The sequence below is a fragment of the Pseudopontixanthobacter vadosimaris genome, assembly GCF_012979275.1.
Lineage (GTDB): Bacteria > Pseudomonadota > Alphaproteobacteria > Sphingomonadales > Sphingomonadaceae > Pseudopontixanthobacter > Pseudopontixanthobacter vadosimaris.
The window spans coordinates 33,772-48,408 of record NZ_JABASZ010000005.1 but is presented as its reverse complement, the minus strand read 5'-3'; the positions used below and the strand labels follow the sequence as shown (position 1 = coordinate 48,408).

At 61.4% G+C, this 14,637-nt stretch carries 17 protein-coding genes and 1 pseudogene; 3 read left to right on the top strand and 15 right to left on the bottom strand.

All coding sequences use genetic code 11. The features are described from left to right. Positions 1 to 126: pseudogene (locus HG250_RS01120) on the top strand (IS5 family transposase); the annotation flags it as partial. A gap of 213 nt (positions 127 to 339) precedes the next feature. On the opposite strand, the gene HG250_RS13100 reads toward HG250_RS01120, so the two are convergent. The 5 genes from HG250_RS13100 to HG250_RS01100 all read right to left on the bottom strand — a co-directional run bounded on the left by HG250_RS13100 (position 340) and on the right by HG250_RS01100 (position 4,543). Then, the gene (locus HG250_RS13100) at positions 340 to 570 is read right to left on the bottom strand and encodes a winged helix domain-containing protein (RefSeq protein WP_420821300.1); all 231 of its coding nucleotides are present in this window, start codon (positions 568 to 570) and stop codon (positions 340 to 342) included. 158 nt (positions 571 to 728) lie between these two features. Next, a complete protein-coding gene (locus HG250_RS01115; RefSeq protein ID WP_170001996.1) occupies positions 729 to 920 on the bottom strand; it encodes a helix-turn-helix transcriptional regulator in 192 nt (63 codons plus the stop codon). A gap of 156 nt (positions 921 to 1,076) precedes the next feature. Next, complete coding sequence (locus tag HG250_RS01110) at positions 1,077 to 2,555, bottom strand: hypothetical protein (protein ID WP_170001994.1); 1,479 nt, start codon at positions 2,553 to 2,555, stop codon at positions 1,077 to 1,079. 102 nt (positions 2,556 to 2,657) lie between these two features. Then, positions 2,658 to 3,326 carry a hypothetical protein gene (locus HG250_RS01105; RefSeq protein WP_170001992.1) on the bottom strand — a complete coding sequence of 223 codons (669 nt, stop codon included), beginning with the start codon at positions 3,324 to 3,326 and terminating at the stop codon, positions 2,658 to 2,660. A gap of 41 nt (positions 3,327 to 3,367) precedes the next feature. Continuing rightward, positions 3,368 to 4,543 carry a tyrosine-type recombinase/integrase gene (locus tag HG250_RS01100; RefSeq protein WP_170001990.1) on the bottom strand — a complete coding sequence of 392 codons (1,176 nt, stop codon included), beginning with the start codon at positions 4,541 to 4,543 and terminating at the stop codon, positions 3,368 to 3,370. A 1,119-nt stretch (positions 4,544 to 5,662) separates the two neighbouring features. Between HG250_RS01100 and HG250_RS01095 the strand changes: the two genes are divergently transcribed. Both HG250_RS01095 and HG250_RS13020 read left to right on the top strand, forming a co-directional pair. Then, positions 5,663 to 6,082 (top strand): hypothetical protein, encoded by a 420-nt coding sequence (locus tag HG250_RS01095; RefSeq protein ID WP_170001988.1) that lies wholly within the window; start codon positions 5,663 to 5,665, stop codon positions 6,080 to 6,082. Further along, a complete protein-coding gene (locus HG250_RS13020; protein ID WP_277348053.1) occupies positions 6,079 to 6,201 on the top strand; it encodes a hypothetical protein in 123 nt (40 codons plus the stop codon). The genes HG250_RS01095 and HG250_RS13020 overlap by 4 nt, the downstream gene beginning before the upstream one ends. Before the next feature lie 42 nt (positions 6,202 to 6,243). Here HG250_RS13020 and HG250_RS01090 read toward each other — a convergent pair whose 3' ends face one another. The 10 genes from HG250_RS01090 to HG250_RS01045 all read right to left on the bottom strand — a co-directional run bounded on the left by HG250_RS01090 (position 6,244) and on the right by HG250_RS01045 (position 14,603). Continuing rightward, on the bottom strand, positions 6,244 to 6,471 hold the full coding sequence (locus HG250_RS01090; protein ID WP_170001986.1) for a DUF2061 domain-containing protein: 228 nt from the start codon (positions 6,469 to 6,471) through the stop codon (positions 6,244 to 6,246). A 125-nt stretch (positions 6,472 to 6,596) separates the two neighbouring features. Then, on the bottom strand, positions 6,597 to 7,217 hold the full coding sequence (locus HG250_RS01085; protein WP_240956835.1) for an HD domain-containing protein: 621 nt from the start codon (positions 7,215 to 7,217) through the stop codon (positions 6,597 to 6,599). After that, positions 7,214 to 7,723, bottom strand: a complete 510-nt coding sequence (locus HG250_RS01080) for a WYL domain-containing protein (RefSeq protein WP_170001984.1) — start codon at positions 7,721 to 7,723, stop codon at positions 7,214 to 7,216. The genes HG250_RS01085 and HG250_RS01080 overlap by 4 nt, the downstream gene beginning before the upstream one ends. Further along, on the bottom strand, positions 7,654 to 7,872 hold the full coding sequence (locus HG250_RS01075; RefSeq protein WP_170001982.1) for a hypothetical protein: 219 nt from the start codon (positions 7,870 to 7,872) through the stop codon (positions 7,654 to 7,656). Before HG250_RS01075 ends, HG250_RS01080 begins: the two co-directional genes overlap by 70 nt. A 151-nt stretch (positions 7,873 to 8,023) precedes the next feature. Next, positions 8,024 to 9,106, bottom strand: a complete 1,083-nt coding sequence (locus HG250_RS01070; protein ID WP_170001980.1) for a CgeB family protein — start codon at positions 9,104 to 9,106, stop codon at positions 8,024 to 8,026. Then, complete coding sequence (locus HG250_RS01065) at positions 9,103 to 10,206, bottom strand: CgeB family protein (RefSeq protein WP_170001978.1); 1,104 nt, start codon at positions 10,204 to 10,206, stop codon at positions 9,103 to 9,105. Before HG250_RS01065 ends, HG250_RS01070 begins: the two co-directional genes overlap by 4 nt. Continuing rightward, the gene (locus HG250_RS01060; protein WP_170001977.1) at positions 10,203 to 11,315 is read right to left on the bottom strand and encodes a CgeB family protein; all 1,113 of its coding nucleotides are present in this window, start codon (positions 11,313 to 11,315) and stop codon (positions 10,203 to 10,205) included. Before HG250_RS01060 ends, HG250_RS01065 begins: the two co-directional genes overlap by 4 nt. Then, on the bottom strand, positions 11,312 to 12,412 hold the full coding sequence (locus HG250_RS01055) for a glycosyltransferase family 4 protein (RefSeq protein WP_338103814.1): 1,101 nt from the start codon (positions 12,410 to 12,412) through the stop codon (positions 11,312 to 11,314). Before HG250_RS01055 ends, HG250_RS01060 begins: the two co-directional genes overlap by 4 nt. Further along, positions 12,409 to 13,491, bottom strand: coding sequence for an NAD-dependent epimerase/dehydratase family protein (locus HG250_RS01050; protein ID WP_170001973.1), 1,083 nt, complete (start codon positions 13,489 to 13,491; stop codon positions 12,409 to 12,411). The genes HG250_RS01055 and HG250_RS01050 overlap by 4 nt, the downstream gene beginning before the upstream one ends. Next, positions 13,488 to 14,603, bottom strand: coding sequence for an NAD-dependent epimerase/dehydratase family protein (locus HG250_RS01045; protein ID WP_170001971.1), 1,116 nt, complete (start codon positions 14,601 to 14,603; stop codon positions 13,488 to 13,490). The genes HG250_RS01050 and HG250_RS01045 overlap by 4 nt, the downstream gene beginning before the upstream one ends. Positions 14,604 to 14,637: the final 34 nt, after the last annotated feature.

Genomic DNA, 14,637 nt, shown 5'->3' with positions numbered 1-14,637 from the left:
CTGTTCAACAAGCTGAAGAACTGGCGCCGGGTCGCCACTCGCTACGACAAAACCAAAGAATCCTACCTTGGCTTCGTCGCCCTCGCTTCAATCAAACTCTGGATACCCTTTGTCCACGAAACCTAGCAAGGCGCGAGCTGCGGTGCTGAGCGCACGGTAGGCGGGTGAGTTCAAAAGGCGATGATCCAGCCTAGCGAAACGCGAGGTAGGGTTGCGGCCTTTCTGGTTGGGCTTGTTTCTGCTTCGCTTGCGCACGGCAAGACACTCCCGTGTGCGGGATCGATCCGGCGAATGGAAACAGGGCGACCGTTGCCAGCCGCCCTGTCTTCATGCCCCTTGTCAGACCGAAGTGACTTCTATGATGGTCACAGTCGACCGCAAGACGTAGCGGCCATGCTTGCTGCGTTCGTGGGCCTCCCATTTCATCGGGATAGCCAGCCGATGCTTGTGGCGAAGGACCATGACGGAGTGAGAAAGCCGAAAGGCCCAGGAAGCGACTTCAAGTGCAGTCACGCCTGTCGCGCCAGCATTGACCAGAGCGAGAAGCGTCCGGGCTGTCTGGCCTGTCACTGTGAACGGCTAGCCATCTGGTCCCTGTGCCTTGACGAGAAGACCCTTGCGAGGCCTTTTGGGCGAATGGTAAGGGTCTGCCTGTCCAATTGGCTTCGTGGCCTTCGACATTCGCCCCCAGAGCCGATGCAGCGGCGCTGGGGGCATCTTTCTTGCGGTCATCCATCGGAAGCCTTCCCGCCTTGTGTTGGCAGGCTCGAAGCCCACGCTTCCGCGTCAGCAAGTGCGATGCGAGTTGCGCGGCCGATTTTTTTGATAGGTATGCGATTGGCGGCCACCTCGCGGTAGAATGCGGAGTGGCTAATTTTGTAGCGGTCCTTGAATTCCGCCACCGTCAGAAGTCTGGTCATGGTGCTTTCCATGCCCATGCAGGAGCGGAACGAAATGCCGCCGTGCTTCAGGGCATGGCTGGGGATGACGCGAACTCAGCTCCCGAAAAATGGAAAGGATCGCTAGAAGCGGCGGCCTATTTTTCCGGCATCTACGCAGGCGTCAGAGCATCGACATCAAGAGGCGCCGCTTGCTGAAGCAGCCTCAAATTCCTCACCACTCAACAAATGCATAATGATTGTTTGAGAGCTTAAAACTGGTGTGCCAGTCGAATAAGAAACGAGCTGACCGTCAACGAACTGGTGTTGGGTCGCGCCTGCGAAGGCTTCAAGAGGAAGCGGAAATTTTGCCCGTGGATTATGAAAAATCTGCAACTCGTCTGACCAACGCTCTCCATTTTCAGCTTCGACCTCTTCGCTAAACGGAGTCCCAATGACTGCATTCGGGTCGGGATTAAGGCGAAAGCCAATTCGCATATAGCGATGGTCGTCGGGTGCAAAACCGGCATCTACGCCCATACGGTCGAACTTAGATAAGGTGCCAGCATTCGAGAAAACAACCGCCGAAATGTTTTCTGTGCCTTCCAAATCGAAGAAGCCAGTCTCGATGGTTTTTGTCTTGTAGACATGGTCACTCGCTTTGACCGACCGGATTGAAAGGCTGCCGTCTATGAATTCCCATTCGACGCGGTGCCCGTAGAGGTAAAGCCAGAGCGCCTCCTGAGTATAGGTCATCGAACCTATGTCGCCGTCTCCGCCCGGCTTATGGAAGTCAGCAATTGCAAGAACGAATGGCTTTCCGGCTCCAGGCCCACGCTCCCAGTAGCTTTCACCATTTGCACTCTTTCTGTTTAGTTTGGCGGTTAGAGCACCTCCGAATTTCATCGGCATGTAATCCTTGAGAAAGGCTTTGATTTCATCCGTAGTTTTTGGATCAGGATGATCTACAAGGACTCCGCCAGTTGAGGGTGCGCAAGTCGTAGCTTCAACCGTGAACTCGCCGCGCGGGGATGCAATATGGAAATCCGGTGCTTCAGGCTGAGTGACGTCATAGCCAAGCTCCCGAAATACGGCCCAGAGGTAGAGCTCCCAGAGCCGCTGATCGAACTGCTTTGTCTGAAATTCTTTCACGAAGTGCGGGTCGCTTGGAGCCAACCAAGGACCGAGTTCTTTGAAGACCGCCCGAGCCGGTGCGCGCCCGGGTGTTTCCACGAGCAATCTAAAATTGGGGTGGAGGTCTTCGGGTTTAGTCCTCTGAGGTATAGCGAGGAGGTCTGTGGCTTGGTTGGTTTCGTCGCCCTGTGTGCCAAGCTCCGCAAGGTCGTCTTCAGTTACAGCTTTTGAGATGCGCTCACGCAGAGCTACGGTTGCATATCGCGCGGACCTTAGGCTTGCGTCGAAATCGGCTGACCGGAAGCGCCCATTCCGGTCCCGCGCAAGAAGTGACCAATAGTAGTCATCGTCCTGAACATCGCGCGCGATTACGCCGATAACGCGCTCCTCCAAGTCTGCCCAATATGCTACTTCCTCATACAAAAAAGGCGCAGGTGACCTGCGAGTTCCGATAGCTAGGAGGTTGAATCGAGACTGAGAAAGCGGCTTGCTTAATTTTTCTTTTTCTTTCCATGCCTCTTTCTTAGCTTTTGCCTGCCCCATGGATCTGAAACTCCCAGTCTACGCGAGCACAACATGGTGTCTACCGAGGCGGCAAGCAAGTTGGCCAGACTCGCTGGAGCATCGACGAAAATCGCGAAGGTTCTACCTTTTTCGTGGACGACCTCGTTTCGGTATGTCGCTGAGCCTCAAATCAGGCTCTCGCGGATCGACCAAGCTATGTGGTGCATAAGGATCGACATAGCCGCGCTTGCGGGCATTGCGGCGAAAGATGGCGAGAAGCTTCTCAATCCCATCAAGGTCGGGGAGGTCCAGCTTTGGTCGATTGAAGGCTGGGAAGTTGCCGATCTGGGAGTATGACGCGCCGGTTCGGTAGTCCTTTTTGACCGCCTCAATCGCGTCCGACTTCGATTGGCCAGCAGCCATCCGTTCATAAACTTCTTTGCCAATCCTTTGAGCAAGAAATTCGCGCTCAAACTCTCGGTCCCGTTTTCCGCCATCCAACTTTTCGGAGTGCTTCCGCCTACGAATGCTAAGGGTCCAGTCCTGCATCGACTTAGGGGCTGCTAACAGTGTCAGAGTGAATGCATCTAACCTGCCGAAGCGCTTCACGAGAACCCTCAATGCGCGAAGTCTCTCTGAAGGTGTAGCCGCGTCCCAATCTAGTGCGGCATTTGCCACCGCTTCAAAGTCGCGCCGAAAGCTGTCGCCATCAGGATAGTGATCCTGCCGAGATTCTTGAACGAGGCGATGCATCTCTCTGTCTCGGCGAATGGCCTTGAGGTCTTCGCTTTCCTCGACCTTCCCTTTCATTCCCACGGTAGGGCCATTCCCACGGCAGGGTGCATCCTCGCTCACAGCGCCAACTCACCTAGCGCCTTCACCGCTGCATCGCTGGCGAGGTGCCCATAGTGGCGCTCGATCATTTCGGCGCTCGTGCCGGAAATCTGCGCAATGGTAAGTAGCGGCAACCCGGCGCTTACAAGATCCGTAATGGTGCTGTGGCGCAGAGTGTAGGCCGTTGCATCGGCTGGCAGTTCGGCAGCGGTTACGGCGGTTGTAATGGGCCGTTTCCAACTATCCTTGTCCCATGCCTTGCCGTTAGCGCGCATGAAGAGCGGAGCGCCTGGCAGCTTGTTCTTGGCCTGCTTGCCGAGCAATTGCGCTGCCTCTTGCGGCAATTGAATCCGGCGTGGCTTCCCGTTCTTATCCTTGCCGATTGTCAGTTCCGATGTGCGCTTGTCGAAGTCGCCAGCCGTTAGCGCCGCCATAGCGCCGGGACGAAGTGGCAAGAGGCACAGGGCGCGGACAAACGGCGCTGCCCCTACATCGGTGCTTTCGATCAGTTTTTTGCGCTGTGTGCGGTCCAGATAGAGCGTACGGCGCCCATTAGCGTTGGGGATGGCTTTCAACGCTTCCTGCCATGCCGCTTCGCTATTCGGTGCGCCAGGTGACAGAACCTTACTCAATGCTGCTCGCAGCACGGCCATATCGCGATTGACGGTCGACGGTGCCCGCTCGCGCTCGACTGGATCACCCTTTTTGCGTCGGCTCACGAGTGCCGGTTGCGCCTCCAGCCGCTCACGCCATTCTTTGACATGACGGCGGCGCAGCTTGTCCAACTTCACCTTGGCGATTGAATCCTCATAGACGTAGCGCTTGAAGCGCTGCTCGGCCTCTGGGCGGTCCTTGGCATATTCACGGCAGGCATCGGCAACGGTCTCGATCTTGGCACGGATTTCGCCGCCTGATTCCACAAGCTCGGCCAACTTCTCCGCTTCCTTCTTGGCCGCTGCGAACATCTCGTTTCCGGGGAGCGTGCCGAAATCGCCAAGCGACTTCACCTGATAGCGGCTGGCGTCCTCGTCATAGACGCGGGCAATCCATGTGCCCTTGCCCCCGCGCCTGGAGGGCCTGAAGCCAAGAAAGCACCCGGCGCGTAGCCTTTGCCAGTGCGGCTCGCGTTGCACTTTCAACCGCTCCCGGTTGCCGACTTTGCTCAGGTCCAATGCCACTGCCAGTTCCCTCATTCCGTTTCGTATGGAATGCGTATGGAATACATGCAGGGATTATCGGAAACAAGCAGAGATAGGAAATACAGCTATTTCAGAACCTTCACTGTTTCAGCTTGTCCCGGCTTGTTCATAAACTCTGCACTCCGAAGGCAGAGGTCACAGGTTCGAATCCTGTCGGGTGCGCCAGCTTTTCCGTTCTAGGCGCTAGTGGCCGTTTCGCGCTCCTGTGCTTCTGCGGGGAAGCGGGACGGAAGACGACATCTTACGATTTGCCGAGAGCACGGGACGCCTGCTCCCAACCTGTCCTACAGATTATGCTTTTCCCACTTAGCTACCTTCATGGCTCATGCCCCGGGTTGCTGGGGGACCCGGACGGCATGGCCAGATACATGCCTCCTCGTTATGACGGTGCGGCCCAGGCGAGCGCGCCACTTCATCACGTCTCCCCAATGCCAGGATCATGGCGGCTGATGCTGGAGGCGATCATTTCTGTCGCATGGGCCTGTCATGGTTCCGGAATGACAAGACGCCACTCGCCCCGCCGCCATATGCCTGCCCTTCCCTTTGCAGCCATGGACAATTCCCTGTTCGGGGAAACCGCACATCTGGCGGCGACGCTGCACGGTATTGTCTTCCGGATGAACCCGGCACAATTGCGCGAACAGGGGCAGGATCTCCTGCGTGTCTGTCAGGCCCTCCAGGGCGATGCGCTCCCCTTGACGGGTGACGGGAGCGAACCGGCGAGGTGCAATTATCCGGTTTTGCAAGCACCCTTTGCCGTCTTCGACAATCTGGCGGAGCAGCTCGATTGGGCGAGCCGGCGCCGTTTTACCTTGTGTGCCGCCTTCAGGGCTCTGGACGCGGGCCGGGCCGCCCGCCGGTTCCGCAGCTGCTTCGGCAGCGACCTGCCGAGGGGCGGAAACCGTGCACGGACACACTCCTGGCGAATCTGCAATAGTGGCACGGAGCGCGAAACTGCTCGGCGTCGGCGGTTCGGGCGGTATTCTCACTTGGCTGCACGAGGAGAGCGAAGCGCGCGGCGAGAACCGTAAGATGGGATTTGCGGCATGATCTGCACCTTCTGATCATTGGAGCTTGCATTTCCGCCAGCCCAGGCCTCGCAATGCCTTGGTCGTGCCGTCCGAACCCGATGAACTGGCTCGCGGCATCGGACCACGCCAGGGCCGCGTCATGATCGAGAGCGGGTCGCATATGCCGGGATTCGATCCCGCCTGGTTTCAACCCCACCCCTCCACCGCGATGCGGTGGGAGCGCCCGCATCCTTCGCTGGAAGGGCTGATCGGCGATTATTTCGCCTTCGATTCAGAAGGACCGGAGGTAATGGGTGCGATCTCGTGGATGCTGCCGATCTGGCCCGGCATCCGATTCGTTCTGGCCGATAATCCCATGACCATCACCGGACCGGATATAAACTGGGCACCTTTGCCGGAAGCGGGTTTCCATGGCAGTAGCAGCAAGGTACTGCGGCACTCGACCGTTCCTATACCGATGCTTCGCATTTCCTGCGCGATTGCGAAAGGTTTCTCGGAATGACCGCCCGCAGGTTCCTGCAGCTGGACATGCCGTTCCTCGATGCGGTGCTGCGCGCCCGCCGCATGGTGCTCGATACCGCAACTCCGGCGCTCGGGCCGGCCGTCTACCGCACGCAGTAAGTTCCGCCGCTGCAGAATCCGTGCTGCCGGTAAGGTCGTGGATCAGGTGGAGTGACGATGAAGCAGGAGGTTGAGAATACGGGGGCTTCGTTCCGATCTGCGGTTCCAGAATTTCTCGTGAAAGAAGAACACGACCGCGTTTACGCTCGGCTCGATCAAGGCGATCCCGCCGGCCATGGCCAGCGATCCCGTGATGGCATAGGCCACGGCGAAACCCACCAGCAGGTGGAGGATGAGGAACGAAAGGGTCTTGGAAAGATCGCGTGACATGAAAAGGAGGATAGCCAGCTTCGGTTAGCGGTTCTAACAATCAATGGCTCTGGCAACCATCGGTTCCCTCGATCGACGGCGATGCTTCCCTTAACGGCGGACGGGGATAGCCGAAGAGCGACACGCTAACGCGACAGATCCTCCATTTCAATGACCAGACGCGACAGGCGCCTGCTGCCCGTACCCGGTATCTGCCGGGTGAACTCATCCGCCAGCGCGCGATAGTACCACAGGCTGCCGTCGCGGCCGCCGGTGAAGCGGTCCCAGACGCGCTGCCCCTGCATGTGCAGATCCGCAACGATGGCGCTGGCGTTCTGGATCTTGTCGGCGAGGCTTACCTGCAGCGAGGCCACTGGTTTTGCCGCGAGGCCAGCGAGGTAGTCCTCCTTGCGCTCGCGCCATGGCGGCCTCGGTTCCCTGCCTGAATCGGTGCAATCATCGACGATGCGCGCAACGTGGGCGCCGTAAAGTCGCTCTATTTCGGCGAGTCTCTGGGCGCCGCCCTGATCTTTTACCGCATCGTGCAGCAATGCTGCGATCGCCTGATCCTCATCCGCCCCATGCTCCAGCGCAACGGCGCAAGCGCCCAGCAGATGCGATATATAAGGTATCCGCGAGCCCTTGCGAGTCTGCAGACGGTGAATGCGGCTGGCATAGGCCAATGCGTGATCGAACCGGTCGGTCAGGAATGAAGGATGAGATTTCATGGTCACGCTCTGACCGGGCGGTGTGACAGAACCGGTCATTGCAGTGCCCCTTGCGCTTCGGCCAGCCTCTGCCGCATCGTCTCGCGCAATTCGTCCGGTGATTCGATCCGCACGTCACCGCCCCAGGTGAACAGATGTTCGGCGATTTCGCGCAGGCCACCTGATCGGAAGCGAACGATCAACTGGCCCCTCTGGCCATCTTCCACCACCTGCTGCGGATGGAACCGCCACTGCCGCGCGCGCTGTGCTGCGGCTGCGTCGACCCGCAGGACGATATCCTGCGCATCCTCGCGCCAGATGCCGAAGCTGCCGGCCATCCATCTGTCCAGATCCCAATCGTCCGGGACGCATCCCGCTTCGTTGCTCGCCCGGATATCGCTCATCCGGTCGAGACGGTAGGGCACCGGCTCCATCTCCTTGCCGGACAGTTTGCCGATGACGTAAGTAACCGGGCCGTGGATCAGTCCGACAGGGATCACGCGGCGCCAGCTCGTCGCATCCGCACCTTCGCGGCGATATTCGAATTCGAGGCACTGGCCTGCCATGATCGCTCCCTGCACAAAATCGGTGCCTGTGCCGATCCCGAGCGCCGGGCGATCACCTCCGCCATCTCATCCAGCGTCAGCCCTTCGGCGGTATCGTTCAGCGCATTGACCAGCCTCAGTAGCCGGTCGAGCCTTGCCATTCTGGCCAAGATTATCGCCTCCAAAACCACGGTCGCCCGACGATTCGGGCTGCATTACTGCAGCATTTTGGGCCCGAAAGACAGGCTGTTAGTGCAAATACTTCCGTTTCGGATCGATTACTTGTGCGGAATCAGGGATGTCTTTGGCGCGAGATCCTGTTCAGGCTGTCAGCCCGCCCGCGTGCACCGCTTTCTGCCGACCACCCAGTTCGGCGAGATCGGCTTCCAGCTGTTCGGCCCGGCGGCGGGCGCTATGCTGCGCCAGGACGATTGCACGGGCAGCGGCACCGATGTCTTCCGATGAAGCGGACAGAGCGGCGACCACGTCTGCGGTCCGCTCCGCCAGGACGATCGCCGTGCCGGGTTCGAAGATTTCCGCGATACCTTGCCAGATGTCCGAAATGATCGGCGTGCCGCAGGCTCCGGCTTCGAACAGCCTGACCGATGGCGACCAGCCCGCCGCGATCATGTCGGCCCGGGTGACATTCAGCGTGAACCGCGACCTGGCATAGAATTCCGCATGTTCGGCAGGCGGCAGATGCTCGATCCTTTCGACATTCGCCGGCCAGTCGAGGTCATCGGGATATTGCGGTCCGGCAACGACGAAGCGGCGGCCGGGGCATTGCCGCGCCACCTGCAGCAGCAGCCTGTCGAGCGTGGGCTGACGATCGGGGCTGTAGGTGCCGAGGTAGGACAGATCCCAGCGCGGCTCCACTTCCAGCGGACGGTAGGCATCCGTATCGACCGAGCAGTAAAGGGGCAGAGCTTTGGGCGATCCATATTGGCGCTCCAGCCGGGTCAGCGTCGGCCCGCCGGTGAAAGAGAAATAGATCGCATAGAACGGGATTAGTTCGGGCGAGAGATATTCATAATCGCCGCGCTCCAGCTTGGCGAGCGTGACCGGCGTGTCGATGTCATAGAAGCAGGTGCGGCCGGGTGCGGCCCGCTGCGCCCATTTTCCGATTTCGACGCCATCGGGCACATAGGAGCCGACGATCACCGCGTCGGCCGTGCCCATTTCCTCGCGCCACCGCTCCAGATCGCCGATATCATCGTAATAGGCGAGGCGGCAGAAATCGGGATCGGGCAAGTCGCGGTGCTCGGCATACCAGGGCCGGTCGCGTTCCAGGAACAGGATGTCGTGGCCCCGTTCGGCAAAGGCCGACAACAGCGCCCGGAAGGTGGTGGCATGGCCGTTGCCCCAGGAAGACGACAGGCTGAGACCGAGAACCACCAGCTTCATCGCGCATTGCTCCCGGCGGCGGCCCGGACCTGCGCCAATGTGCGGTCCAGCACCGCATCCACTTCGGCGGCGCGCAATTCATAGGTGTGATCCTTGCGGACCCGCTTCAGCGCGGCGGCACCGATGGCCTGCGCCCGCTCCCTTGTCAATGTGGCGAGGTGGTCGGCAACGTCCTGCCCGTCGCGCGCGACGAGGATTTCCTCGTCCGGTTCGAGGAACTGTTCGATCCCCTCCCAGTAATCGGTAATCAGGCAGGCACCGGCACCAGCGGCCTCGAACACGCGGGTGGCGGGGGAAAATCCTACCTCCGCCATGGAATCGCGCGCGACGTTGAGCACGGCAAGCGGCGTACAGTTGAAGGCATTGTGCGAGGCCGTACCGACATGGCCGATGGGCGTCACATTTTCCGGCATCTGCTTGTCGTGCCAACCATTGCCGCCGATCAGGAACTTGCGATCCGGCAGCAGCGACGCGGCTTTCAGAAAGAATTCCTCCACCCGCTCTTCCCGGTCGGGCAGCCGGTTGGCCAGAAATCCCAGGTCGCAATCATAGGCAGGTTCGGGCAGCACAGGGTGATGGGTGCTGGTGTCCAGCGCATTGTAGATCGGCACGCATTGGCGCGCACCGAATTCGCGATAGGCATTCACCACCGGCGGGCCGCCGCCATAGGTGAACACCAGGTCCAGATGCGGAAGCGCGTGGCGAACCGGGTGATCTTCGTCGCCGCGCATTTCGTCCAGCGTGGCGGCGGCATCCACGTCCCAATAGGCGGTCAGCGCGCCGGGCCGCGCCTCGCGCAGGATGCCTTCCAGCAATTCGCGGTCGAACACGCCGACGCCATTCGCCTTGACCACCAGATCGGCCTGCCGCGCCTCGCGCAGCACCGCGTTCATCGCCTCTTCGGTTGCCGGATAGACGACCGATTTTGCCCATTCCGGCGGATCGATATCGCGGTGCTGCTGCCGGTCGAAAGCATCGGGTTCGTAAAAGGTGATGTCGTGTCCGCGCTCCGCCAGAGCACGCAAGATGCCGCGATAATAGGTGGCGGCGCCGTTCCAGTAGGAGGAGAGCAGGCTGGAGCCGTAGAAAGCGATCTTCAAAAGTCTGGTCCCGTTTCGGTTGCGGGGGAAAGCTGCCCCACGATGTGCAGCAATTCGTCGACCCGGTGCGCGCAGCTGTGCCGGGTGCGGATCGTTTCCAGCCCGTGAGAGACGAGCGATGCGCGCAGGTCCGGATCGGCGGCGAGGGCGGTCAGATGGCGTTCCATCTCCGCGCCGTCTTGCGCGACGAGAAAATCGGTGCCGGGGCGGAAAAGGTGCTCGCTGTCCTGCCAGGGCGCGGAAACAAGGGGGATGCCGCAAGCCAGCGCCTCGAAAACGCGGATGGTCGGAATGCCGGGCAGGATGGTGGAATAGAACCGCCGGGGAACATGGATGGTTGCGAGGTGTCTGGCAAGGATGTCAGGTGCCCGCGCATTCGGCGCCCAGCCATGATAGCGGGCGCCATAATGCCGCAGCATGGCTTTCGCCTGTTCGGGATAGCGAACGCCGAATATATCGAGCGACAGGCCGGATGCCTCCGCCGGGGCGAAGAGAAAACGCTCCAGTTCTTCCGTCCGTTCGTCATCGCCCCAATTGCCGATCCATACTAGGCCATCCCGCTCCATCTCCTGCACGGGCGGGTGGAAGCGCGTAAGGTCTGCGGCTTCATGCCAGGTCCAGACGCGACCGGCCCAGCCGCGCTGGCGATAGACTTCGCTCAAGGCTTCACCGAAGGCGAGCACGCCGTCGAAGCCCGACAGGTCGAAAGCGTCCAGTTCGTGCGGCGCGCTGACGGCGCGGTGGTGGGTATCGTGGAACAGCAGCATGAAGGACGCACCGCCGGCGCGCAATTTCCCGATGCGCGCGATCAGTTCCGGCGCGTTCCATTCATGCACGATGACGAGATCCGCACCGTCCACCATGGCCGCGGGATCGTCCTCCGGCGCGAAGGCGGTCGAAGTCAGGCGCGGGTATTTTTCGTCATAGGCGGCCAGGCCCGCTTCGCCGTGATCCTTCAGCAGGTTCTCGAGGCTCCATGCATGGTCCGGCTCGAACGCCGCGACATCGTGGCCACGGGCGATCAATTCGTCCAGCACGCCGCGCAGGAAATGCGCGTTGCCGTGATTCCAGCAGGATTTCAGCGAATGCGTGAAATAGACGATCCTCATGCCGCCTGCCGCGCTCCGCACAGGCTGGCATAAAGCGCAGCGGTGTCCCGCGCCATCCGTTCCACCGTGAACCGCCGCGCGCGCTCGCCTGCCGCCCGGCCCAATTCGGCGCGGCGCGCATCGTCGGACATCAGCAGCGACAGGGTTTCAGCAAATTGTGCCGGATCGGACGGATCGACGAAGATGGCCGCGCCCTCCCATAATTCCCTGAAAATCGCGATATCGGACAATATCAGCGCACAGCCCGCCTGCGCCGCTTCCAGCACTGAAAGCCCGAAAGGCTCGAATGTCGCCGCCGAGACGAAGACCGGGCGTGCGGCGAGCTGCTCTGCCAGATCGTGATCCCCAAGCTGGCCAAGCAGGCGCAGATGCGAGGCTGCGAACAGCTGACCCTGCGGCCCCTGCACCGCACCCGCGGCCAGGAAGGGCACGTCGATCAGGGCGGCAGCGTCATCCAATATCCGCGCGCCCTTTACATCGTCCCACAACCGGCCGACCGTCAGCGCGTGGCGGGCCATGTCATTATTCGCACCCGCCGCAGCGGACGCTTTCCGGCCGTTGTGAATGACATTCGGGATGCTCCTGAGACCGTAGGTCTGTTGCAGAAGCCGTGCATAGCTGTGCGAAGGTGCGGCAACCCGTTCGGCGGCCCGCAATCCCCTGCCAACCAGATCGCGGTGCCAGTGATATGCCGGCGGCAGGGGTTCGTCCCGCGCGGCCTGCCACCAGGTCGTCACACAGCCATGCGCCACGGTGAGTGTCGGAATGCCGAAATGCGCCGCACCTGCGAGGGCCGGAGAGTTGCAATGGATCACGTCCGCGCGGTGGAGGGCGGCCAGTGCAGCGATCCGCTCCGCCGCCTCGCGCACGGGGGCGGCATCTTCGGCCAGCCAGTCGAGAGCGAGGCCGGTTTCGGCGATGCGGATTCCCGCTGCCTCCGCGCCTTGCAACTGTGCGGCGGATGGGGTGGGCCCAAGTACCGCAAGCAGCATGTCATTGCCGAAGCGCACCAGCTCAGCGGCGAGATCGGTGGCATATTGCCACACCCCCCCGATCGCATCGACCGTCATCAGGATACGCAGGTCGCGTCCGGTCACAGAACAGCCACCTGCCGAGGAGCAACGATGCGTTCCTCCTCGGCCGGCGTCCGGTTCTCCATCAGCCATTGCGAAAGGTCGCGGACGCCCTGTTTCCATGGCTTGCGCGGGTTCAGCCCCAGCGCCCTGTCGGCCGCGGATGTATCGGCCACGAACCAGCGCTGGTCGCCGGGACGCGATTCGGCGAAGGCGATCTTCGGCATCTCGCCGGTGATCGTGCCGATCTCCTTCAGCAATGAAAGCAGGCTGATGGCATTGTCCGGCCCGCCGCCCCAGTTGAAGGCCCGCCCCGAAATGGCATCGATCCTGTCATAGGCTGCCAAATAGGCATCGCAGGTATCCGCCACGTCGCAGATATCGCGGACCTGTTCGCCATCGCCGAACAGGGTGATCGTTTCGCCCTTGAGGGCGCGGATCAGGAAATGCGCTACCCATCCCTGGTCTTCGGTGCCGAGCTGGCGCTGGCCATAGATGCAGCTCATCCGCAGGACGGCGGCTCGCAGGCCGTAGCTACGCGCGTAATCGAGGACATATTGGTCGGCCGCGCCCTTGGAGCATCCGTAGGGCGTATGGAAATCGAGCGGCCGGCTTTCCGACACGCCGTCGCGCGCGAGGTCGGCGTCTGCCGGATGGCAACCGCGTTCGGTCGTCTGGAAGGCGATGTCCTCCAGATCGCCATAGACCTTGTTGGTGGACGCGAAGATCACCGGCGCCTGCGGGGTGAGTTCGCGCACCGCTTCGAGCAGGCGGAAGGTGCTGGCGATGTTCACTTCGAAATCAAGCACCGGGTCCGTCATGCTGGTCGTCACTGCGACCTGCGCGGCGAAATGGAAAATGCCTTCACTGCCGCGCACGGCGGAGCGAAGGCGCTGTTCGTCGCGAAGATCGGCTATCTCGACTTCGATGAGATCGCCGTGTCGGTTCGTGAGCCATTCCAGGTTCCGTTCCACGCCATCGCGCGACAATGCATCGAAAATGCGGACCTTGCGCCCCTGCGCCGCCAGCCGGTCGGCAAGGTTCGATCCGATGAAGCCGGCGCCGCCGGTTACCAGCACCGGCTTGTCCGAAACCGCCCTCATGCCACCAATCCGTGCGCTTCCAGCTCGCTGCGGGCCTTGCCCACCCGGTCGTCGGCCTCCTGCCGCGATACCCATTCGGCGAGATCGGCCAGCCCTTCCTGGAAATCCTCCTGCGCTTCGAAGCCGAGCCTGTCGCGCGCGAGGCGCGGGTCGCAATAGCAATGACGGATGTCGCCGGTGCGCGCCTTGCCGACGATCTCGGGCGCGATATCCTCCCGCCCCATGGCGCGGGCGAGTTCGGTGGCTACATCGTTTACAGAACGGTGCTGGCCGGAACCGACATTGAACGTGCCGCCGGCGGCATCGGGATGGACCAGGGCCTCGGCAAAGGCGCGGGCCACGTCGCGCACCTGCACGAAATCGCGCCGCTGCCCCCCGTCCTCGAAGATCATCGGCGGCTGTCCGTTCAGCAGGCGCGAGGCGAAGATCGCCAGCACGCCGGTATAGGGATTGGACAGCGCCTGACCCGGCCCATAGACGTTGAACAGCCGCAGGCAGACCCCTTCCATGCCGTAAGGCGCAGCCATGATATGTGTCGTGCGTTCCTGCACATATTTGTTGAGCGCGTAGATGGAGGAGAGGCTGGGCTGCTTCCATTCGGGCGTGGGCAACGGCGTCAGCGGCCGCCCTTCGGCATCCTTCGGTTCCCAGTTCGCCAGCCCGTCACGCAGGGCGCTGCGCTGCGCGTCCTGCACGATTTCGCCATCGGCGGTCTGATATAGCCCTTCGCCATAGATGCTCATGGAAGATGCCGTGACCACGCGCCGCACCGGCTGCGCGATCAGCTTCTCGAACAGGACTGCGGTGCCGACATCATTGGTGGAGGTGTAGCGTTCCACCTCATACATCGATTGCCCCACGCCGACCTCTGCCGCCAGGTGGATGACGCTGTCGATCCCGCCCAGTGCAGCGGAAACGGCATCGCCATCGCGGACATCGGCTTCGATCAATTCGACATCTGCGGGAAGATCCTGCGGCCGCCCCGCGCCGCCGTGAACCTGGTCGATCAGGCTGTCGAGCACACGCACCCTGTTGCCGCGTTCTAGCAATTCGCGGCAGACCGATCTGCCGATAAATCCTGCGCCACCAGTGACAAGCACGTGTTCGGTCATCCAGACCCCCCTTTTTTCCCATCCGCCCCGGCGC